This is a genomic window from Kitasatospora sp. NPDC034533 (assembly GCF_055575155.1).
In genome coordinates this window covers 66416-88267 of record NZ_JBVITE010000006.1, presented here as the reverse complement: position 1 = coordinate 88267, position 21852 = coordinate 66416, and the positions used below count along the sequence as shown (strand labels likewise).

At 73.8% G+C, this 21852-nt stretch carries 15 protein-coding genes, 2 tRNA genes and 1 pseudogene; 7 read left to right on the top strand and 11 right to left on the bottom strand.

All coding sequences use genetic code 11. The features are described 5' to 3' along the window. Positions 1–98 precede the first annotated feature (98 nt). Together ACZ55U_RS06665 and ACZ55U_RS06660 are read left to right on the top strand one after the other, a co-directional pair. Positions 99–1226: a branched-chain amino acid ABC transporter permease gene (locus ACZ55U_RS06665; protein WP_465523341.1), complete on the top strand. Its 1128-nt coding sequence runs from the start codon at positions 99–101 to the stop codon at positions 1224–1226. Beyond that, the gene (locus tag ACZ55U_RS06660) at positions 1223–2128 is read left to right on the top strand and encodes an alpha/beta fold hydrolase (RefSeq protein ID WP_465523125.1); all 906 of its coding nucleotides are present in this window, start codon (positions 1223–1225) and stop codon (positions 2126–2128) included. Before ACZ55U_RS06665 ends, ACZ55U_RS06660 begins: the two co-directional genes overlap by 4 nt. Before the next feature lie 147 nt (positions 2129–2275). Here ACZ55U_RS06660 and ACZ55U_RS06655 read toward each other — a convergent pair whose 3' ends face one another. Further along, complete coding sequence (locus ACZ55U_RS06655; protein ID WP_465523123.1) at positions 2276–3553, bottom strand: polysaccharide deacetylase family protein; 1278 nt, start codon at positions 3551–3553, stop codon at positions 2276–2278. A gap of 421 nt (positions 3554–3974) precedes the next feature. Then, positions 3975–4562, bottom strand: a complete 588-nt coding sequence (locus ACZ55U_RS06650; RefSeq protein ID WP_465523339.1) for a DedA family protein — start codon at positions 4560–4562, stop codon at positions 3975–3977. Between the two features lie 682 nt (positions 4563–5244). Here ACZ55U_RS06650 and ACZ55U_RS06645 point away from each other — a divergent pair. After that, on the top strand, positions 5245–6336 hold the full coding sequence (locus ACZ55U_RS06645; RefSeq protein WP_465523121.1) for an LLM class flavin-dependent oxidoreductase: 1092 nt from the start codon (positions 5245–5247) through the stop codon (positions 6334–6336). 586 nt (positions 6337–6922) lie between these two features. Here ACZ55U_RS06645 and ACZ55U_RS06640 read toward each other — a convergent pair. Next, positions 6923–9049 (bottom strand): putative bifunctional diguanylate cyclase/phosphodiesterase, encoded by a 2127-nt coding sequence (locus ACZ55U_RS06640; protein ID WP_465523119.1) that lies wholly within the window; start codon positions 9047–9049, stop codon positions 6923–6925. 416 nt (positions 9050–9465) lie between these two features. Further along, positions 9466–9891, bottom strand: a complete 426-nt coding sequence (locus tag ACZ55U_RS06635; protein ID WP_465523117.1) for an OsmC family protein — start codon at positions 9889–9891, stop codon at positions 9466–9468. A 378-nt stretch (positions 9892–10269) separates the two neighbouring features. On the opposite strand from ACZ55U_RS06635, the gene ACZ55U_RS06630 reads away from it, so the two are divergent. Continuing rightward, entirely contained in the window at positions 10270–10605 is a 336-nt protein-coding gene (locus tag ACZ55U_RS06630) for a chorismate mutase (protein WP_380701516.1), read from the top strand. Positions 10606–10908: 303 nt separating this feature from the next. Next, positions 10909–11715 (top strand): signal peptidase I, encoded by an 807-nt coding sequence (lepB, locus tag ACZ55U_RS06625; protein ID WP_465523115.1) that lies wholly within the window; start codon positions 10909–10911, stop codon positions 11713–11715. A gap of 76 nt (positions 11716–11791) precedes the next feature. Here the strand turns inward: lepB and ACZ55U_RS06620 are convergent, their stop codons facing one another. From ACZ55U_RS06620 to ACZ55U_RS06610, 3 genes are all read right to left on the bottom strand, one after another. Further along, entirely contained in the window at positions 11792–12859 is a 1068-nt protein-coding gene (locus ACZ55U_RS06620) for an EamA family transporter (RefSeq protein WP_465523113.1), read from the bottom strand. Between the two features lie 228 nt (positions 12860–13087). Next, positions 13088–15499 (bottom strand): transglycosylase domain-containing protein, encoded by a 2412-nt coding sequence (locus ACZ55U_RS06615; protein WP_465523111.1) that lies wholly within the window; start codon positions 15497–15499, stop codon positions 13088–13090. A 224-nt stretch (positions 15500–15723) separates the two neighbouring features. Then, positions 15724–15797, bottom strand: a tRNA-Lys gene (locus ACZ55U_RS06610). A gap of 286 nt (positions 15798–16083) precedes the next feature. Between ACZ55U_RS06610 and ACZ55U_RS06605 the strand changes: the two genes are divergently transcribed. Beyond that, positions 16084–16794: a DUF998 domain-containing protein gene (locus ACZ55U_RS06605; protein WP_465523109.1), complete on the top strand. Its 711-nt coding sequence runs from the start codon at positions 16084–16086 to the stop codon at positions 16792–16794. Then, the gene (locus tag ACZ55U_RS06600) at positions 16791–17675 is read left to right on the top strand and encodes an alpha/beta fold hydrolase (RefSeq protein WP_465523107.1); all 885 of its coding nucleotides are present in this window, start codon (positions 16791–16793) and stop codon (positions 17673–17675) included. Before ACZ55U_RS06605 ends, ACZ55U_RS06600 begins: the two co-directional genes overlap by 4 nt. 82 nt (positions 17676–17757) lie before the next feature. Here the strand turns inward: ACZ55U_RS06600 and ACZ55U_RS06595 are convergent. The 4 genes and pseudogenes from ACZ55U_RS06595 to ACZ55U_RS06580 form a co-directional block, all read right to left on the bottom strand. Further along, a pseudogene (locus tag ACZ55U_RS06595) lies at positions 17758–18318 on the bottom strand (hypothetical protein); the annotation flags it as partial. A 190-nt stretch (positions 18319–18508) separates the two neighbouring features. After that, a tRNA-Lys gene (locus ACZ55U_RS06590) sits at positions 18509–18582 on the bottom strand. A gap of 65 nt (positions 18583–18647) precedes the next feature. Then, positions 18648–20807, bottom strand: coding sequence for an ABC transporter ATP-binding protein (locus ACZ55U_RS06585; protein WP_465523105.1), 2160 nt, complete (start codon positions 20805–20807; stop codon positions 18648–18650). Then, complete coding sequence (locus tag ACZ55U_RS06580) at positions 20804–21835, bottom strand: ABC transporter permease (RefSeq protein ID WP_465523103.1); 1032 nt, start codon at positions 21833–21835, stop codon at positions 20804–20806. The genes ACZ55U_RS06585 and ACZ55U_RS06580 overlap by 4 nt, the downstream gene beginning before the upstream one ends. Between the last annotated feature and the right edge of the window lie 17 nt (positions 21836–21852).

Genomic DNA, 21852 nt, shown 5'->3' with positions numbered 1-21852 from the left:
GGACTGACACCAGCTCCACTGACACCGCCACTGTGGCAAGGGGGACTGACACCGGCCTTGCCGAGACCAATTGTGAACACAGGGCCGAGTCCGGCGCCATCCCTCGAACAGGTGATTCAGTCACTAACCGCTGGACAGTCCTCCACAGAGCGCTACGCTTGTGGCCGATCGCTCTGCTGATCACGCTCCTTGTCGCCCCATATAGTGCGCTTCCCCTCCCGGGACTGCTCGACGGCCCGCTCGGCAGCCCCGGCAGCCTCCAGCTGATCGCCCTGTGCCTGCTCTACGGGGCCCTCGCCACCGGCTACGACCTCCTGCTCGGCCGTACCGGACTGCTCTCCTTCGGCCACGCGCTCTACTTCGCGACCGGCCTGTACGCCACCGACCTCGGCATGCTGGAGCTGCAACTGCCCTTCGCCGCCGCCGCGGTGTTCGGCGTCGCCTGCTCGGTGCTGCTGGCCCTGCTGCTCGGCTCGGTCAGCCTGCGGGTGACCGGCATCGGCTTCTCCATGGTCACCCTCGCCTTCGCCCAGGCCGGCTCGATCCTCGTCCAGCGCAACCCCGGTGGCGTCACCGGAGGCGAGGAGGGCCGCTCCACCCCGGCCGACCTGCTGCCCTCCGGCCTACTCGGGATCGAGAACACGGCCAACCTCTACTGGATCGCCGTCGGCTACCTGGTGCTGACGGTCGCCGCCGTCCACTGGGCCGTCAAGTCGCCGATGGGCCGCGTCTGGGAGGGCATCAAGGAGAACGAGCGCCGGGTCGAGGTGCTCGGACTGCGGCCCTACGGCTACAAGTTGGTCGCCTTCGTGCTGGCCGGCGGCCTCGCCGGGCTGGGCGGGGTGGTCTACCTGCTGCTGGCCGGCGGTGCCACCCCGCAGGCCGCCACCTCGGATGCCACGCTCGCGCTCCTGGTCATGGTCGTCCTCGGCGGCTCCGGCACCCGCTGGGGGCCGCTGCTCGGCGGGGTCCTGTACACCTGGGCCGACCACCGGCTCGGGGACCTCGCCAACTCGTCGACCGTCGCCGAGCTGCCCGGCGTGCTGCGCGTGCCGCTCTCCCAACCGCTGTTCCTGCTGGGCGCCCTGTTCGTGGCCGTGGTCTACCTGCTGCCCGGCGGCCTGGCTAGACTGCCTGCCCGCATCCGCGCCGCCCGATCCGCCCGATCCGCGCCGGCGTCGGCCGGCCTCGGAACCGCCCACCCCACCGGAGGTACCCCCGCGTGAGCCAGTCGCCGCTGAAGCCCGAGGAGTTGGCCGTTCCGGTACCCGGCGGGGACCTGGCCGTCCTGCGCTGGCCCGCCGAGGACCCGGAGGCCCCCACCATCGTGGCGGTGCACGGCATCACCGCCAACGGCCTCGCCTGGTTCGAGGTCGCCCGCCGGCTCGCCGGCCGGGCCACCCTGCTCGCACCCGACCTGCGGGGCCGCGGCGTCAGCCGCTCGGTCGCCGGACCGTACGGGCTGGCCCGGCACGCCGACGACGTGGCCGAGCTGATCGGTGCGCTCGGCTCGGGCCCCCTCACGGTGGTCGGCCACTCGATGGGGGCCTGGATCACCGCGCTCGCCGCCGTCCGGCACCCTGACCTGGTCCGCCGCGTCCTGCTGGTCGACGGAGCGGTGACCTTCCCGCTGCCGGAGGGCGTCCGGGAGGAGGACGCCCTGGCCGCGGTGCTCGGCCCCGCGCTGGCCCGGCTGTCCATGACCTTCCCGGAGCGGGACGCCTACCGCGAGTTCTGGCGCGGGCACCCCGCCTTCGCCGACGAGTGGACCGAGGGCATCGACGCCTACACTCAGCGCGACCTCGTCGGCGTGGAACCCGAACTGCGCTCCTCCTGCGTGCTGGAGGCCGTGGAGACCGACGGTGCCCAGGTCCTGCTCGACCGGGACGCGGCCGCCGCCGTGCACCGGCTGCCCTGCCCGGCCGAGTTGCTCTGGGCCGAGCGCGGCCTGTTCGACGAGCCGCAGGGCCTCTACGACCACGAGCGCCTCGGGCTGGCCGGGCTGGACCCTGAGCGGGTGCCCGCCTCGCCGGTGCCGGGCACCAACCACTACTCGATCATCTGGGGCGAGTCTGGGGCGGAACGCATCGTCCGCAACCTGCTCGCCGACGTCCTCACCGTCGGCTGACCGACCGGCTGACCGACCGGCCGGCGGGGCGACCCCGCCGGCCGAAGCCGGTTCCCCGTCTCCGCGCCCTCGGTTCCGCCGCCGCGGTTGCCGCCGCTCGTCGGCGTCAGCCCGCTGCCCTCCGGCGCGCCAGAGCCCCCGGCGGCGTCAGCCCGCCGTGCCGAGGAAGCTCTGCCAGCCGCCCGCCGGCGCCTGGCCGACATTGAGCGAACGCAGCTTGCGCAGGGTGGACTGGTCCTGCACCTCCAGCCACTCGACCAGCTGCTTGAACGAGACCAGCCGGACGTCGGGCTTGCCCGCGATGGCCTTGAGGGTCTCCTCGACGGCGTCCATGTAGATGCCGCCGTTCCACTGCTCGAAGTGGTTGCCGATGAAGAACGGCGCGCGGTTGCTGTTGTACGCGCGCTCGAAGCCCGCAAGGTAGGAGTTCGCGGCCTGGGTGCGCCACTCGTCGTACTTGGCCGGATCGCCCTTGGTGCTGCCCTTGGACTGGTTCGCCAGGATGTTGTAGTCCATCGACAGGACCTGGAAGTTGTGCCCGGGGAACGGGATGGACTGCAGCGGGAAGTCCCAGACCTTGCCGTCCTGCACCTTCTGCGGCCATATCTGCAGGCCGCCCGAGGAGCTGGCGTCGTACTTCCAGCCCAGCTTGGCGATGGTCGGCAGCAACGCCTTCTGGCCCTCCAGGCACGGGGTGCGGCCGCCGATGAGCTCCTTCTTGTAGTCGAAGGGGAGCGGGTCGACGTCGGTGAAGCCGGTGTTGGTCCGCCACTGGGTGACGAAGCCGATCGCCTGGTCGATCTCGCTCTGCCAGTCCTCGGGGGTCCACATGTTGACCCCGTTCTTGTCCGGGCGGCTGGAGCAGAAGTGCCCGTTGAAGTGGGTGCCGATCTCGTGCCCGGCCAGCCAGGCCTGGCTGACGAGCTTGAGCGTGCTCTTCACCGCGCCGTCCGACAGGTACGGGATGTCGGAGGCGCCGACCGAGTGCTTCGGCGGGTGGTACAGGTCGGCCTTGTCCTTGGGCAGGGCGTAGATGCCCGAGAGGAAGAAGGTCATGGTGGCCTTGTACTGCTCCGCCAGCTTCAGGAAACGGGGGAACTGGCCGTCCTCGGTGCCGCCCGCGCCGTCCCAGGAGAAGACCACGAACTGCGGGGGCTGCTCGCCCGGCTTGAGCTTCTCGGGCTTGGGCTGGTTCGGCTGGGGGCCGGTGTCCGCGTTGGAGCCGTCTCCGATCGGCGTGCCCTTGGGCACCACCGCCTGGGTGGGGTCGGCGGTGCCGCCCTGGGTGGTGCTCGGGCCGCCGGTAGCGGGAGGGGCGGAGTCCTGACCCGAACCGGATCCGCTGCTGGAGCAGGCCGCGACCGCGCCGAGGGCCGCGGTCGCAGCGGTCGCACTGAGCACCGTCCTGCGCGAGATGCTGGTCATGGTCTCCCCTGGGTGCCGACGCCGGTGGTGAGGGCGACGCATGGTCGCACCGGTCAAATCGGGCAATTGATGAGTATTCCGCCGTTAGCATGTCATGTCGCCGCGACGGTCACCAAGGTCGCCGGGCGCTGACGGCTATCAACACGCCGGGCGCATCCGGCTGGGCTGCGAGGATGCGTCGACTGTTGCCGTCCTGTGACGCTTCCCGCTCCGCGCGGCCCGGGACGTTACGCTACCGCCGGTCGGTTCGCTCCCTGCCCGGGTTCGTCGGCGTCAGGCCCGGTTCAAGGTCCTTTTGGGAAAACTTTTGCCCCTTGCGGGGATGGGTCGTGTGAACCCCGCCGAGGGCGGTGCCGGCCCGGGGTGAACCGGCGACGTGCCGGCCGCCGCGCGGGTGCAAAGCGAGCCGCAGGGCGGGCCGTCAGAGTGCGGCGAGCCGCCGGGTGCGGCGTACGACCCGTGCGATCGCGGTGCTGATGGCGGTGGCCGCCGCGCAGGAGACCGCGAGGCTCAGCCAGGCGGTGTCGAACCAGTGACTGTTCAGCCAGCCCAGCGTCACGATGTACGCGGCCCAGACCAGCGCCGCCAGTGCCGACCAGTGCAGGAACCGGTGCGGATGGGCGGGGGAGTGGCCGATGGCCAGGTCGAGGACGGTCCGCCCGGCGGGGACGAACCGGGCGATCACCACGATCGCGGCCGCCGCGCCGTGGGGGCGTTCGATCAGGGCCTGTTGGACCCGGGTCACGCTGGCCGCCAGTTTCGGCCGCCGGGCGAGCCGGCGGTGCAGCACCGGGGCGCCGCGCCGGGCGAGGTTGAGCAGCAGGAGATCGCCGAGGAAGGAGGCCACCGCCACGCCCAGCGCGAGCATCACCGGGGCCCCGTTGACCTGCGCGGTCTTGAGCACGGCCAGGATGACCAACGTCCCGCTGGGGATGAAGGGGAGAAGGGCGTCTCCGAGCACGGCGAAGAGCGCCAGCGCGCAGATCCACGAGGATCCGATCGCCGCCACGAAGTTCAAGGCCCTTTACTCCCTCCACGCCGCCCGAGGGAGCAGGTGGCTGCTGGGACAACGCTAGCGCCTCGACTTTTCATGCCCTGAAGCACCCCGGTCTGCCGGGGGCCACGGCTGCTGATTCCGGCCGCGTCACCAGGCCGTGCCGGGGCGTGGGCCGGGCCTGCGATCCGCCCGCGGCGGGCGGCTGGGCGGTGACCGGGGCGGGCGGGCCGCGCGGCGGAGAGCGGCCGCACACGGAACGAGCCCCCGGGGCGGGGTGCCGCGCCGAGGGCTCGCAGCGATCGTCGGTACTGGTCCAGTCCGACGATCTTGCTGGTGGAGGGCGGATCCCGTTCGGTGGCCCGCTCCTGGTCCCCAGATTGCCGGACTCCGGACCCCCGGCGCGAGACCCGGCGCTGGCGACTTCCGGCGCTGGCGGGAAGTCGCCAACCGTGTTCGCCCGCTGGCTCTCCGTCAGCCGGGTGGCCGGTCGGACGGCCGTACGAAATGGCCGAAACCGACCTGGACCGTGACGGGACGGAACTCGGGACGGAACCCGGCGGAATCCGGGACGCGGGAACAGCGAGCCCCCGGCCGTGGTTGACCCCCGTCGGTACTGGTGACCGGCAGGGGCGTTCCGAGCCCGGGCGATCACCCACGAAGGCCGGTTCAAGAACAGCTCAGGAGGGCGACGGGCATGACCACCGAGGACCAGCAGGAGCACCGGACCGAGCCGTCGGCCGACGCGGCGATCCGGGGCACCGCCCGCGGAACGGCACCCGCACCGCTCTCGATCCTCGACCTGGCCACCGTCGGCGTCGGCCACACGCCCGCCGAAGCCCTCGCCGCCACCACCGAGCTGGCGCGCCGCGCCGAAGGGTGGGGCTACCACCGCTTCTGGGTCGCCGAACACCACGGCATGCCCGGGGTGGCCAGCTCGACCCCCGCCGTCCTGCTCGCCCACCTCGGGGCCCACACCACGACGTTGCGGCTCGGCTCCGGCGGCGTCATGCTCCCCAACCACGCCCCACTGGCCATCGCCGAACAGTTCGGCCTGCTCGAAGCCCTGCACCCCGGACGGATCGACCTGGGACTCGGCCGCGCCCCCGGCACCGACCAGGCCACCGCCCGGGCGCTGCGCCGCGGCCTCACCGATGGTGCGGACGACTTCCCGCAGCAGCTCGCCGAGCTGACCCACTTCCTCGACGGCGACTTCCCGGACGGCCACCCGTACGCCCGGTTGACCGCCGTCCCCAAAGGCGAGGGCCGCCCGCCGATCTGGCTGCTCGGCTCCTCCGGCTTCAGCGCCCAGCTGGCGGGCCGTCTCGGCCTCCCGTTCGCCTTCGCCCACCACTTCAGCAGCGCCAACACCCTCCCGGCGCTGGACCTCTACCGCTCGTCCTTCCGCCCCTCCGCCGTGCTCGCCGAGCCGTACTCGCTGATCGGCGTGAGCGCGGTCGCCGCCGACGACGAGCCCTCGGCCCGGCGCCTCGCCCGCTCCGCGGCCCTCGGCATGCTCCGCCTGCGGCGCGGCAACCCCGGCCCGATCCCCACGCCGGAAGAGGCCGAGCAGTACCCGTACAGCCCGGTCGAGGCCGACTTCATCGACAGCTGGCTCGACAACGTCGTGCTCGGCGACCCGGGCCGGGTCGCCGACGGCCTGGAGGCCCTGCGCAAGCGGACCGGTGTGGACGAGCTGATGGTCACCTCGCACATCCACGGCCACGAGGCCCGCCTCCGCTCCTACGGTCTGATCGCCGAGGCGTACGGCCTGACGGCAATGGCCTGACCGAGTCCGAAGGGGCCGACGCGGCATGCGGCGTCGGCCCGCCGGGGCACGGCGGGGCAGCTTCGGCGCCCCACCGGACAGACGGTTCGGCACCGGACGGCCGCCCGCCGTGGTAGCCGCCCGAGGGGCGGGAGGGTGAGCTGCGCGCCGGCCTCCTCGCCTGGTGGCACGGGATCTCCGGGCCCGACACCCTGCTCTCCCGCGCGTCCGGAGAACACCCCTCCTCGACCGCTTCGCGTCACGGTGGCGGCTGCACGGCCGTGTCCGGTGGGGCTTCGCGGGGCTGCCGGAGCACCGGCCCTGGGCGGTGTCGCCGCCGGTCAGCGGCGGGGCAGTCGGCCTGGCCGACGCGCCCGTGGTGCCTTTGGTGGTGACGGCGCCGGTCCCTGGGCCCTCGCCTCTGCGCCTACCGGCTGCCGGGGGCGGGGTGCCCCTTGCGGAGCAGGGTTGCGAGGAGTGCGGCTGCGCCGGGCCGGGCGGAGCACCGGCCCTGGCCGGCGCGGCCGTGGCGCCTTCGGTGGTGACGGCGCCGGTCCCTCGGCCCTCGCCTTTTTGCGCTTCCTGACCGCCTCGGCGCTCGTGGTGGCTACCGGTCGTCGGAGGCGGCGCGCCCGTTGCGGAGTATGGCGGCGACGAGTGCCGCTTCGCCTGGGCGGGCGAAGTACCAGCCCTGGGCGGTGTCGCAGCCGGTCAGCCGGAGGCGCTCGGCTTGGGCGGCGTTCTCGATGCCCTCGGCGGTGACGGTCAGGCCGAGGGTGTGGGCGAGCTGCACCATGGCACCGACGATCTGTTCGTCCGCGTCGCTGCGGCGGGAGCCGAGCCCGGGGCGGCCGGGGCGGTCCGCCGGGGAGGGCTCGCGGAAGCCCTCGATGAAGGTGCCGTCGAGCTTGAGCACGTGGACCGGGAGCCGGGAGAGATAGGCCAGGTTGGAGTAGCCGGTCCCGAAGTCGTCGATCGCGATCCGCACGCCCATGTCCGCGAGCGCCTGGAGCGCCTGGAGGGGGCGGCCGCCGGGGCCGAGCAGGGCGCTCTCGGTGATCTCCAGCTGGAGGAGCCGGGCCGGCAGGCCGGTGCGTTCGAGGGCCCGGGCGACGTCGGCGACGATGTCGGAGTCCCAGATCTGGCGGGCGGCCAGGTTGACGCTCACGAAGGTCTCGGTCTCGGGGAACTCGCTGAGCCACTGCCGGGCCTGGCGGCAGGACTCCTCCAGCACCCAGGTGCCGAGCTGCACGATCGCGCCGGTCTCCTCGGCGAGCGGGATGAAGCGGTCCGGGGAGAGGGTCCCGTAGCGGGGGTGGCGCCAGCGGACCAGTGCCTCCGCGCCGTGCACCGCGCCGTCGGCCAGGCCGACCAGCGGCTGGTACTCGATGGTGAACTCGCCGCGCTCCAGGGCCGGGCGCAGCGCGGTGGCGAGCAGTTGCCGGGTGAGCTGGTGGGCGCCTCGGTCCGGGTCGTGGAGGGTCCAGCGGGCGCGGCCGTCGGCCTTGGACCAGTAGAGGGTGGCGTCGGCGTCCTTGACCAGGTCGGTCGGGGTGGTCTCGTGGACGGACCGCTCGACCACGCCCACGCTGGCGGTGATCGCCAGCCGGTGCCCGGCGATGTCGAAGGGGCGCTCCAGGGACTCCAGGATCCGGTCGGCCAGCTCGGTCAGCTGCTCGCTGCCGAGGCTGTCGGTGACCAGGACGGCGAACTCGTCGCCGCCCATCCGGGCCACCAGGTGGGTGTCGTGTCCGTCGAACCCGCGTCGCAGCCGGGTGGCGACGGCGATCAGCAGCTGGTCGCCGATGTGGTGGCCGAGTGCCTCGTTGATCGTCGCGAAGCCGTCGAGGTCCAGGTAGCAGACCCCCACCCGGCGTTCGCCCGACGATCCGCCCGCGGCCGGTCCGCCGGTCGGCGCGAGGCAGGCGGCGTCGAGCCGGTCGAAGAAGTAGGCCCGGTTGGGCAACCGGGTCAACGGGTCGTGCAGGGCCTGGTACTCCAGCCGGTCGCCGAGTCGGCGTTGCTCGGTGATGTCCTCCACCAGCGCGAGGGTGTAGAGCGGATCCCCGTCGCCGTCCCGGATCAGGGAGACGGTGACCTTGCTCCAGACGGTGTGGCCCTCGCGGTGCCTGAGCTGCTTCTCCACGCGGAACCGTTCCCGCTCGCCGCTCACGAGTCCGGCGAAGAGCCGGTCCGGCATGCCCTCCGGGTCGATGATCTCGTACAGGTGGGTGCTGACCAGTTCTCCGACGCCCCGTCCGATCAGGGTGGCGAAGGCCGGGTTGACCTCGATGATCCGGTCCTCGGGGTCGATCAGCGCCATGCCGATGACGGCGTCACAGAAGGCGGCCCGGAACCGGGACTCGCTGGCCCGGAGCGCGGCCAACGTCCGGTCGTCGTCGCGGTCGCCGTCCTCCCGGCCGTCGGGACCGTGGGAGCCATTGAGGCCGCTGGAGCCGTTGGGGCCGTCGGAGCCGTCGGGTCGTCCCCGGTAGGTGCCGCCGGTGAGCGGGGCCGAGCAGGTGGGGCAGAACAGCGGCCCGGGCTCGGTCAGGGTTCCGCAGGCGCTGCGGGCGGGGCGATCGGAGGAACCACCGGCGGGCCCGCCGGCAGGTCCGTCGGGGGGGCCGGCGGCCGGTGCCAGGACCGGCGCGGCGAGGTGGCGGTGGCGTGGCGATTCCTCGTGCCGCACGCCCGGGTGGTGTGCGTCGGCCCCCTCGTTCTGGCCCGGCACGGCTTGCTCCCGTCCGCTGCTGACGCTTGACGATGGTCCGGCCGACCAGTCGGGACCCGGTGGCCGGCTCCGCACTCTGCCGCGATCCTCGGAGTCGGAGTCGGTCCGCTGCGGGGCCGCCCGCCGTTGGGGCGCCGGAGCGCGGGACCCGCCCGAGGGACAGGGCGCTGGGGCCGATCATAGGCCGCGACGGCAACGCGCGGTGACCGCCGCCAGGGTGATTCGCCCGCTTTGTGATCATGAATGGCGATACGTGCAGACGCCCCCGGTGCACATCACATGATGTGCGCCAGGGGCGCGTGCGCCGAAGCCACGCCCCTCGGGCGCCGGTCGCGCGCCGGAAGCAGGGCGGAGCGGGCCGGGGAGTCGAAGGGCGGGCGTCGGAGGGAGTGGCGGAGAAGGGGGGAGGGACCGGCTCAGGCGAGCTTGGCTGTGAGGGTGATGGTGGTGCCGGCCAGGGCCTTGCTGACCGGGCAGTTGGCCTTGGCGTCCTCGGCGGCCTTGACGAAGCCGGCCTCGTCCAGGCCGGGCACCTCACCGGTGACGGTCAGGTGGATGCCGGTGATGCCCTCGCCGGGCTGGAAGGTGACGTCGGCCCGGGTCTCCAGCTTGGTGGGCGGGGTGCCGGCGCCGGTCAGGCCGTGCGAGAGGGCCATCGAGAAGCACGCGGAGTGGGCGCCGGCGATGAGTTCCTCCGGGCTGGTCTTGCCGTTGGCCTGCTCGGCGCGGGACGGCCAGGAGACGGGGTACTCGCCGATCCCGGAGGATGCGAAGGTCACCAGCCCCTTTCCGTCGAGGAGGCTGCCCTCCCAGGCGGTGCTTGCGGTGCGGGTCGTTGCCACGATCGGTTCCTCCAGTGCTGAGGGAGTGTTCGAGCGGTCACTTCCGGTCATGCGGGGCCCAGCCTACGGGCAGATCCGGCCCCGCTCCGGTGCGTCACGCCGCCGACGCCACTCCACCCGGGCCACTTCACCGCGCCCGCGCCGACCGCGACCGCGCCGACCACGCCCCTCACCGCCTACGCCCCTCACCGCCTACGCCGACCTCACCCGCGTGGCCCGCGCTGCCCGCGCCGTCGTCCCACTCGGCCCGATGTCCGGATGCTGGACGCTTCCGTCCTACCGTGTGAGGCCCGAGCGGGTGCCCTGTTAGATTTGCCCGGGCCCGAGCCCGGCCGTCGTACGGTCGGGCGCCCCACCCAGACACCGGGAGCCGCCCCGATGACGGACCAGCCCACGACCCCCGAGAACGGCCTGCCCGAGGGGATCGACGACGCGGTACGGGCCGAGCTGACCAGCCTGCGCCAGAGCATCGACAACATCGACGCGGCGGTGGTGCACATGCTGGCCGAGCGCTTCAAGGCGACCCAGCGAGTGGGCCGGCTCAAGGCCGAGCACAAGCTGCCCCCGGCCGATCCGGCGCGTGAGCGGGACCAGATCAAGCGGCTGCGGGAGCTGGCGGCGGGGGCGAAGCTGGACCCGGTCTTCGCGGAGAAGTTCCTGAACTTCATCATCGCCGAGGTGATCCGCCACCACGAGGCGATCGCCCGCGCCTGACGCTCACACCCGGGGCCCGCGCCCGACGCGCCCGAGGCCGAGCCCCACCGCCGAGCCCCACGGCCGAGAACCCGCACACGAGGCCTGCTCCGCAGTGCCGGGCGACCGCCCGGCGACGGCAGGAGAGCAGCCCAAGACGGGCCCGGACGGGCGCGGACGGGCCCGGAAGCAGCTCAAAGGCAGCCCGGTGACGGTCCCCGGAGCGCCCGCCCGTGTCGGCGGCGGCTAAATGCCCGATTTCGTCACGCTCCACGGTTGGCGTAGCGTGCAGGTTTCCCCAGCCGGAGAGGTGGAGCAGCGACGATGGCGGTGAACCTGCCCGAAACGCCCAGTGGAGCCCCCAGCGCTTCCGCCGGTCAGCACGCCGCCCCAGGCGCCGCGAACGGCCCCGAGGTGTCCGGCGGCCGCGCCGAGGCCCGCCGCCGGGCGCGGGGTTCGCGCGGCCGCAAGGCCGGGCGCTCCGGCCGGCGCCCCCGGCCGTGGTGGATCGAGCTGCCGGTCATGGCGGCGGTCGGCCTGGGGGTCGCGCTGCTGATCAAGACCTGCCTGTTCCAGGTGTTCACCATCCCGTCCGGCTCGATGGAGAACACCCTGCGGATCGGCGACCGGGTCGGCGTGAACAAGCTGGCGCCGCTGACCGGCTGGGAGCCGGAGCCGGGGCAGCCGGTGGTGTTCAAGGACCCGGGGGGCTGGCTGCCGACGCAGCCCACCGACCCGAACCCGTTCACCAACGCCATGAGCTCGGTGCTCAGCTTCGTCGGCCTGGTGCCGCCGAAGGACGACAACTACCTGGTCAAGCGGGTCATCGCGACCGGCGGCCAGACCGTGCAGTGCGAGGGCAGCACGCTGACCGTCGACGGGCGGAAGGTCGACGAGCCGTACCTGCACCCGGGGGACGACTCCTGCGCCGGGCTGGACTTCGGGCCGGTGAAGGTGCCCTCGGGCTACGTCTGGGTGGAGGGCGACCACCGCAGCGACTCGGCGGACTCCCGCTACCACCAGCACGGCCCGGGTGGCGGCGCGGTGCCGGTGGACAACGTGGTCGGCCCGGTGTCGGCCGTCGTGTGGCCGCTCAACCACTTCGACTGGTTCGGCTGGACCGGCCGCTGATCCCACGGCGGCCGGCCCTCGACCGTGGGGTCCCCGGGCCCACAAGCCCTCGACCCCCGGCCCCACCAGCGCAGGCCTAACCCGCGTCGGCCTCGCCGTCGTCGGCCCGGGAGCCCGCGCCCACCTCAGCGGCGTCGGCACGTCCAGCCTTCGTTCCGGTACCGGCTCCAGCCCCGTCCCTCGGGCCGGCGCCGGTCCCAGCCCCGGCCCCCGCCTCCGCCGGCTTGCCGGTCTGCGCCGCGAAGGCGCCCGCCAGCACCAGCAGACCGCCCGCGATCTGCGGCAGCCCGAGGTGCTCGCCGAGCAGCACCCAGGCCGTCACGGTGGCGACCACGGCCTCCAGGTTGGCGACCACCCCGGCGACCGGCGGTGAGAGGTAGCCGACCGAGATCACCCCGGTCAGGTAGGCGAGCACGGTGGCGATCAGGACCATCCACGCGGCGGGGAGGAGCGCGGGCAGGGTGTGCCCGTTCATCACCACCGACCCGCCGAGCTTCCCCCAGTCGGCCTGCCACGGCCGGGTGACGACCGTGAGCACCGCGGCGCCGATGAGCAGCCCGAACGCGCTGACGGCCAGCGGGTCGACCGGGCGGTCGCCGCGCCGTCCGGCGTCGGCGAGCACGAAGTATCCGACCTGGCAGCAGGCCGCGCCGAGGGCGAACAGGACGCCCAGCGCGTCGAAGCCCAGACCGTTCCAGACCTCGACCACGCAGGCCAGCCCGGTCACCGCGACGCCGGCTCCGACGGCCGCGCCGCGGGTGATCGGCTTGCGCTGGACGAACTTGACGTAGCCGATCAGCAGCGGTGGCCCGAGGTACTCGATGAGCAGCGCGACGCCGACCGGTATCCGGGAGATCGCGGCGAAGTAGCAGGCCTGGACGCCCGCGACGGCGAGCAGGCCGAAGCCGAGCAGCAGGCCGGGGCGGCGCCGCAGGGCGTCCCGGTGCCGGTAGGCGATCGGGAGGAGGGCCACCGCCGCCCCGGTGACCCGGAGCCACACCACGTGCAGGGGGGAGAGGCCGGCCTCGATCAGCGGCTTGGCCGCGGTGCCGGAGCCGCCGAAGGCGAAGGCGGAGACCAGCGCGAGGCCGAGGCCGAGGGTTCTGCCCGGAGAGTGGGTGGGCGAGGCCGTTGATCTGTGCACGGCCGCATTCTGACAGCCATCCCGATGATCGGATAAGGCGCCATTCCGTCATTCGGTCCTGCCGGCAACTGTGCGAAGTGGCGCACTCACCCGTCCCCCGAGGGCCGGCGATCTCCAAGGACCCAAGGGCCCAACAGCCCAAGGGCCCAACAGCCCCAAGAGCCCCCAGGGCCCCGATCCCCGGCGTCACCTCGGGAATCGGGGCCCTGGGTCCCGAACGGTCGCGCCCTACCCCCGGCTCCCGGCCGAGGCGCCCGTCCCCGCGAGCACGTCCGGACCGCCCGTGGGCTGGCTGGTCGGCTGCGAGGTCGGCTCCTTGGTGGGCTGGGGGGTCGTCGTCGGCCGCGAGGTGGGCCTGGTCGGCCGGGTGGGCTGGGGGGACGGCTGCGTGGTCGCCGGGGCCGTCGGCGCGGTGGTCACGCCGCCGTCGGTGCCGCCCGACGGGGTGTTCGAGCCGTCGCTCGGCGCCGTGGTCGGGCCGGTGCTCGGAGCGCCCGTGGGCGCGCTCGTCGACGGGGCGTCGCTCGGCGTGCTCGGGGCGGTCGGCAGGTCGGCGGGGCCCGAGGAGCTGCCGCCGGCCAGGGTCGCGAAGTCGCTCACCGGCTGGCCCTTGAGCGCGGCCTTCATGTAGCTGGTCCAGATCTGGGCCGGGAACTGGCCGCCGGCCGCGCCGTCGATGCCGCCGACGCCGCTCAGGCTGACCTGGGCGCCGGTGGCCGGGTCCTGGCCGAACAGGGCGACCGAGGTGACCAGCTCGGGGGTGTAGCCCACGAACCAGACCGACTTCTGGTCGTCGGTGGTACCGGTCTTGCCCGCGGCCGGGCGGCCCAGCGCCTTGGCTCGCCAGCCGGTGCCGCCCGGGTCGCTCACCACGCCCTGGAGCATCGAGGTGACCTTGTCGGCGGTGTCCGCGCTGATCGCCTGGGTGGTCTTGTGCGCGGGCAGCGCGACGTTCTCGCCCTCGCGGTCCACCGACTGCACCAGCCACGGGGTGATCTGCTTGCCGCCGTTGTCCAGCGTGGCGTACACGCCCGCCATGTCGAGCACGCTCGGGGTGGCCGCGCCCAGCGGGATGGACGGCACCGGATCCAGGCCCGGGGTGTTGCCGGGCAGGCCCAGCGCGATGCCGGTGTCCTTGACCTTCTGGAGCCCGGTGTCCTGCGCGAGCTGCGCGAACGCCGAGTTGACCGACCAGTCGGTGGCCTGCTGGAGGGTGATCTGGCCGTAGCTCTTGTCGCCCTCGTTCGGCGGCGCGTACGGGGTGCCCTTGCCGCCGCGGACCTTCCGGCCGCTGGTGCCGTCGTAGACCGTGTTCGGCGTGATGGTGCGGCCGTCCTGGGTCTTGGCGTTGTTCTCGAAGGCGGCGGCCAGGGCGATCGCCTTGAAGGTCGAGCCGGCCTGGTAGTCGCGCCGGGTGGCGTTGTCCACGTAGTGCTTCACGTAGTCGGTGCCGCCGTACAGGGCGACGACCGCGCCGGTCTTCGGGTCCACGGAGGCGGCGCCGGCCTGGGCGGTCGCGTCCTTCTTCCGCTTGTCCGGGTTCAGGTTGTCATGCAGCTGGGCCTGGACGGAGTCCTGGAGCGCCTGCTGGCGGGCCGGGTCGATGCTCAGCTTGATCGTGTAGCCGCCCTTGGCCAGCTCGGTCTCGTTGATCACGCCGCTGGAGGTGAGGTACTGGGTGGCCGCGTCGACCAGGTAGCCCGCCTGGCCGGACAGGCCCGGGTTGGGCTGCGGGTCCCGGACGTCCGGGAAGGTGGTCCTGGCGCGCTCCTCGGCGGAGAGCCAGCCCTCCTTGACCATGCCGTCGAGCACGTAGTTCCAGCGGTTGACGGCGTTCTGCTTGCCCGCCGCGGTGGCGGTGGCCACGTCGTAGGCGCTCGGGGCGTTCAGCAGGGTGGCCAGGTAGGCGCCCTGGGCGGGGTCGAGGGCGGACGCGTCGATGCCGAAGTAGGCCTGGGCGGCGGCCTGGATGCCGTAGGCGCCGCGGCCGTAGTAGGAGGTGTTCAGGTAGCCGGAGAGGATCTCGTCCTTGCTCTCGGTGGCGTCCACCTTGATGGCGATGAACAGCTCCTTCACCTTGCGGGTGATCGACTGCTTCTGGTTCAGGTACGTGTTCTTCACGTACTGCTGGGTGATCGTGGAGCCGCCCTGGGTGCCCTGCCCCTTGGCGGTGTTGATCGCGGCCCGGGCCAGTCCCTGGACGTTGACCGCGCCCTCGTTGTAGAAGTTGCGGTCCTCGGCGGCCAGTGCGGCGTGCTGGGCCGCGGGGGAGACCTTGTCGAGGGTGACGTTCTGCCGGTTGGTCTGGCCGGTGCGGGTGATGACCGAGCCGTCCGAGTAGAGCCAGGTGTTGCTCTGGGCGGTCGCGGAGGCGTGCGCGTCCGGCACCTTCACCAGGGCGATCCCGAGGGCGAACAGACCGATGCCGAGCAGCAGCGCCACGCCGAAGCCGAGCAGGGTCATCCGCCAGGTGGGTATCAGCCGGCGCCAGCCGGTGCGCTTCGGGCGGCGCTGCTTCTTGCCGCCGGACCCGCCGGACCCACCGGACCCGCCGGACGGGCCGGTCGAGCGCTTGAACCGCTTGACCGGTCGGAGGCTGATCGACGGCGTGCCACGGCCGCTCTGAGCGTTTCTGGACAATGCGCGGCCTTTCCTGCGGGCGCGTCCAAGCGACCTGCACGGACGGGGACATCGGCGGTTGGGGACCTTTGTCCCGATTCCGGTTTTACTGCCCTGGACGAGCAGAGCGGGCCGGATGACTCCGGCGGATCGCCAATCGAGACCGACATCACACGCAAAACGGACGTCGTAGGCCAAAAAATCGGGGAGCCCCTCGCTGCTGCGAGAGGCTCCCCAACTGTCTGTGCGCCGCCAGGGACTCGAACCCCGGACCCGCTGATTAAGAGTCAGCTGCTCTAACCAACTGAGCTAGCGGCGCCTGCTGACCTGGAAAACAATACACGGTTCCGAGGGGTGCCTCGAACCACCCCCCGGCCGGTGCCGCCCGATCCGTCCCTTTCCTTCCGGTTGGGCCGGAGTTCGCCGCTGGTTAGGGTGGAAACGTGCCCAGCCCCAAGCCAGGACACCCCCGACATCCGGGACACCTCCGAGCACGACCCGACAGACCAGGACCCGGCAGCCCGGGACGCGACCAGCCGGCACCCGGCAGGCCGGGGCGCCGCGCCGCGCGGACGGCGGTCGCCGCCCTGCTGCTGCTCAGCGCCGTGGCGTACACCGCCTGGGTGCTGGAGGTCGTGCTGAGCACCGGACTCGACCCGGTGCAGGCGTACATCAGCGAACTCGCCGCCGAGGACCAGCCGCTGGGCGGCCTCTTCCGCGCCACCGACCTGGCCGCCGGGCTCAGCCTGCTCGCCGCCGCCGGCACCGCCCTGGCCACCGGGCGGGCCGGAGCCTCGCGGCGCAGCCGCTGGGCGCTGACCGGCTGGTCCGCACTGGCCCTGTTCGGCGCCGCGACCGCCGCCGACTCCCGGCTGCCGCTCAGCTGCGCCCCCACCAGCGACGAGATGTGCGCCGCCCGGGAGACCGCCGGGCTCGTCCCCGCCACCCACACCGCGCACGCCGTCACCAGCAGCCTCGCCATGGCCGGCGCGCTCACCGCGCTGGTCACGCTCACCGTGGCGGCCCGGCGCCACGGCTGGTGGCCGCCGGTGCGCCGGTTCGGGCCCTGGCTGCTGGGCGCGGAGCTGCTCGCCACCGGCTGGAGCCTCGCCTCGATCGCCGCCTTCCAGGCCGGTCACGGCACCTGGGCGCTCGGGGCCGGGCAGCGGCTCCAGGTGCTGCTGGTGGCGCTCTGGCTCGGCCTGCTGGCCCTGGGCGTCGCCCGCCACGCCGATTCGGACGCGCCGGACGGGGAAGCAGAGGAGGCCGAGCGGGCCGCACCAGCCGAGCCGCTCCCCGAACGGAGGCCCGCATGACCACGTCCGGAGCGGTGCCAGGCCCCCCGGCGCGCTTCCTGCGCGTCGACGGCGTCCCGCTGCACGTCCGCACCGAGGGCAGCGGCCCGGTCTGCCTGCTCTCCGGCGGGCTCGGCAGCAGCTGGTTCGACTGGGACCTGGTCGTCCCCTTCCTCACCCCCTACCGCACCGTGGTCCGCTTCGACCGGCCCGGCTACGGGCTGAGCGCCGCCGAGCCCGCCACCGGCCGGCCCGCGCCGACGGCGGCCGGCGAGGCCGGGCGAATACGGGCGGTGCTGGACGGGCTGGGGCTGCGCGAGCCCTGCACGGTGGTCGGCCACTCGATCGCCGGCTTCCACGTCGAGGCCTTCGCCCGGCTGCACCCCGAGCGCACCGCCGGGCTGGTGCTGGTGGACAGCAGCGTGGAACCGCGGGCCCGGCCGTACCCGGCGCCCGGGGCCCGCGACCTGGCGGCCCGGGCGGCGGCCGGCCTCGCCACCGCCCTCGCCGTGCCCTACCTGCTCGGCCCGACCGTGCGCCGGACCACGGCCCGGCTGTCCACCGTCCGCCGCGAGGACCTCGCCCCGGCGCCGCTGGTCCGGCACTGCTACCGGACCGGACGGGCCCTGCGCGCGCTGCTGCGGGAGAACGGCCGCTACCTCGACACGGCCGCCGAGCTGGACGGGCTGCGGCGCACCCGGCCGCTGGCCGAGGACCTGCCGATCACCGTGCTGGCCGCCGACGACGGGTGCCGGACCAGCCGCACCGAGGAGTGGCTGGCCCGGCAGCGGGAGCTGGCGGCGCTGCTCGGAGCCGACTACCGCACCACCGCCCCCGCCGGGCACCTGGTCATGTTCGACCGCCCGGACGCGGTGGCCTCGGCCGTGCTCGACACCCACTGAGGTCGCGGCCGGTCCGGCTCCCGGCGCCGCGGCGGGGCCCCGAGCCCGTACCCATCACCCGTCGCCCCTCACTCCTCACTCCTCACTCCTCGGCGGCCGACGTACGCGCCGCCACGGCCCGCTTCACGGCCCGGGCGATCGGCAGGCTCCGGGCCGGCCGCCGCACGGCGCGCCCGGTCGGCGCGCCCTCCGCTCCCCGGTGGAGCCGGTTCTCCAGCCTGGCCGCCCCGATCAGTCCGGCCGGCTGACGCAGTCCGGCCGGCTGCCGGTCCCGCTCCTCCGCCGGGGTGGCCGGGCCGGATCCGCCGGTCCGGGCCGGCGTGGGCGCCACCCGTCCGGCGATCAGCGCCCTGGCGTCCGGCCGTACGGCGGTTCGGCGGCGGTAGGGCAGTCCGAGGAGGCGGTGGGTCCGGACGGTGAGCGCTCCCTGCTCGGTCAGCCGGTCCAGGTGGTACCGGTGGTACCGGTGGTGCGGCATCGTGCGGAGCGCGTGGTCGACGGTGGCCCGGTGCCGCTTCTTGCCCGGGCGCTCCAGCTCGGTGAGCACCCCCGCGGCGAGTTCGTCGTGGTCGCCGAGCGGCTGGAAGCCGGTGATCCGGCGGCCGTCGAGGGCGATCGCGCCCCGGAGCCGGAGTCCGGCGAGGCCCGCGCCGGCCGATCGCGGTGGGCAGGGCGGTGGCGGGGAGGCGCAGGCAGCCCCGGGCCGGCTCGGCGCAGAGCAGCAACAGCTCCTCGGGGAGCGGGCGGGGTTCGGGAGAGGTCAAGGGGACGAGCCTTCCCCGGAGAACGCCTCAGGCCGCCCACCGGAGTGGACGGCCTGAGACCTTGCCATGTGCGCCGCCAGGGACTCGAACCCCGGACCCGCTGATTAAGAGTCAGCTGCTCTAACCAACTGAGCTAGCGGCGCTTGCTGACGTCGGAGACTTTACACGGCCCCGACCGGTTCCGCCGAATCGTGTTCGAGTGGTGACCTCACGTGACCGTCTCGGGGTGGTGGCAGGCCGCCTGGTGGTCCGCCCCCGGGGCGTCGTCGGCGAGGGCCGGCCGCTCCTGCTCGCAGCGGAGCCGGCCCTCCGGGTCGAGCAGCGCGGCGTAGCGCGGGCACCGGGTGCGGAAGACGCAGCCGGTGCGGCGTTCGGTGGGCGGCGGCGGGTCGCCGGCCAGCAGGATGCGGTCGCGGGCGCGCTCGGCGGCGGGGTCGGGGAGCGGGACGGCGGAGAGCAGGGCGCGGGTGTACGGGTGGCGGGGGCTGTCGAAGACGGCGGAGACGTCGCCCTGTTCGACCGTGCGGCCGAGGTACATCACGCTGACCCGGTCGGCGAGGTGCCGGATCACCGAGAGGTCGTGCGACACGAACAGGTACGACAGGCCCAGTTCGGCCTTGAGCGACTGGAGCAGGTTGAGCACCCCGGCCTGGATGGAGACGTCCAGCGCGGAGACCGGTTCGTCGAGGACCAGGAGCCTGGGCCGGACGGCGAGTGCCCGGGCGATCGAGACGCGCTGGCGCTGGCCGCCGGAGAACTGGTGCGGGTAGCGGGCGGCGTGCTCCGGGTCGAGGCCGACCTGGCGGAGCAGCTCGGGCACCCGGCGGGCGGTCTCCTCGCGCGGGGCGCGCTGGGCGAGCAGCGGTTCGGCGACGATGTCGCCGATCGGCATCCGGGGGTCGAGGCTGGCCATCGGGTCCTGGAAGACGATCTGCACCTGGGCGCGGAGCCGCTGGGCCTCGGCCCGGCTGAGCGCGGCGGTGTCGCGGCCGAGCAGTTCGATCCGGCCGGTCTCCGGGGCGCCGAGGTTCAGCAGTTCGAACAGCGTGGTGGACTTGCCGGAGCCGGACTCCCCGACCAGGCCGAGGGTCTCGCCCTCCCTCAGGTCCAGGTCGACGCCGTCCACCGCGTACACCTCGCCGACCTTGCGCTTGAACACCGTGCCCTTGAGGAGGGGGAACGTTTTTCCGAGGCCGCGCACCGACAGCACCGGCGCCCGGGTGGAGCGGTCGGCGGGGCCGGCGGTCGTGCCGGGCAGCGCGGGGACGGGGTACACCTCGGCGGGGGCGGGCCGCCGCTCGGCGAGTTCCGCGGACCGGACGCACGCCGACAGGTGGCCGCCGCTCCCTCCCGGGGCCGTCCCGTCCGGAGCGGTCCCGTCCGGAGCGGTCGCGTCCAGGGCCGTCCCGTCCGGAGCGGCCACGTCCGGGACCGTCCCGCTCAGCGCCGGCTCGGCCGCCGTGCAGCGCTCCTCCACCAGCGGGCAGCGCGCCGCGAACGGGCAGCCGGGCGGCAGCTCGGCCATCGGGGCGGGGCTGCCGGGGATCGGCACGAGCGGACCGCCGCGCCCGTCCAGCCGGGGCAGCGCGCCGATCAGCCCGAGCGAGTAGGGGTGGCGCGGGGCCGCGAACAGCTCGTCCACCCCGGCCGTCTCGACCACCCGCCCGGCGTACATCACCGCGACCCGGTCGGCGGTGCCGGCGATCACCCCGAGGTCGTGGCTGACCAGGACGAGCGCCGCGCCGGTCTCCCGCTGGGCGGTGCGCAGCACGTCCAGGACCTGGGCCTGGATGGTGACGTCGAGCGCGGTGGTGGGCTCGTCGGCGAGCAGGATGTCGGGCTGGTTGGCGACGGCCATGGCGATCATGGCGCGCTGGCGCATGCCGCCGGAGAACTCGTGCGGGAAGCTGTCCAGGGCCCGGTCGGGGGCCGGGATGCCGACCAGGTCGAGGAGCTCGGCGGCCCGGCGGCGGGCGGCGGCCCTGTCCACCCGCTGGTGGACGCGGACCGCCTCGGCGATCTGGTCGCCGATCCGGTAGACCGGGGTGAAGGCGGAGAGCGGGTCCTGGAAGACCATGGCGATCCGGCGCCCGCGGACCGCCGCCAGCTCCTGGCCCGGCAGCCCGACCAGCTCCCGTCCGTCCAGGCACACCGAGCCGCTGACCCTCGCGGTGCGGGGCAGCAGCCCGAGCACGGACAGTGCGGTGACGGACTTCCCGGAGCCGGACTCGCCGACGATGCCGAGGGTCTCGCCGCGCCGCAGGGTGAGGTCCACCCCGCGGACGGCGGGGACCGGGCCGTCGGGCCCGGCGAAGTCGACCCGGAGGCCGCGGACGGCGAGCAGCGGGGTTTCGGCGGTGGTGGTCACGGGCGCTTCCTACGGGCGGCGGAACGACGGGAGAGGCTGGAACCACGGGCACGGCTGGAACCACGGGAACCACGGGAACCACGGGCACGGCGGCCACGGCGGCCCGTGGCCCCGGAGGTGGGGTCGAGGGCGTCGCGCAGCCCGTCCCCGATCAGGTTGACGGCGAGGACGAACAGCACCAGCAGCGCGGCGGCGAAGTAGAACAGCCAGGGGAACACCGGGGCCTCGCCGGTCCCGGCGGCGAGCAGGGTGCCGAGCGAGACGTCCGGCGGCTTGACCCCGAAGCCGAAGTAGGAGAGCGCGGTCTCGCTCATCACGGCGCCGCCGACCGCGATGGTGGCGTCGATGATGAGGAAGGAGGCGACGTTCGGCAGGATGTGCCGGCTGATGATCCGCAGCGGCCGCACCCCCATGAACCGTGCGGCGCGGACGAATTCGCGCTCGCGCAGCGAGATGGTCATCGAGCGCACCACCCGGGCGGTGATCATCCAGTTGAAGAGCGCGAGCAGCAGGACGAAGGCGATCCAGCCGGCGCTCTTCAGCCGGGACGAGACGATGGTGATGATCAGGAAGGAGGGGAAGACCAGCAGCAGGTCGACCAGGAACATCAGCGCCCGGTCGGCCCACCCGCCGAAGTAGCCGGCGCAGGCGCCGACCACGGAGGCCAGCAGGGTGGAGAACAGGGCCACCAGCAGGCCGATGACCAGCGACTTCTGCAGGCCGCGGACGGTCTGGGCGAAGACGTCCTGGCCGACCCCGTTGGTGCCGAACAGGTGCTCGGCGGAGGGCGGTTGGTGCAGTGCGGAGAAGTCGGGGGTGGTGTAGTCCCAGCGCGTCAGGTACGGCCCGCCGAAGGCGAGCGCGAACAGCAGCAGCACCAGGACGGCCCCGACCACGGCGCCGCGGGCGGCGAGCAGCCGGGCGAGGACGAGCCGGCCCCGGCCGGAGGGCCCGGGCAGCCGCGCGGGGCCGGCGGGTTCGGGGCCGGTGGCGCCGGGGGTGGCGGATCCGGTGGTGACGGTGGTCATCTCGGCTCTCCCTCCGG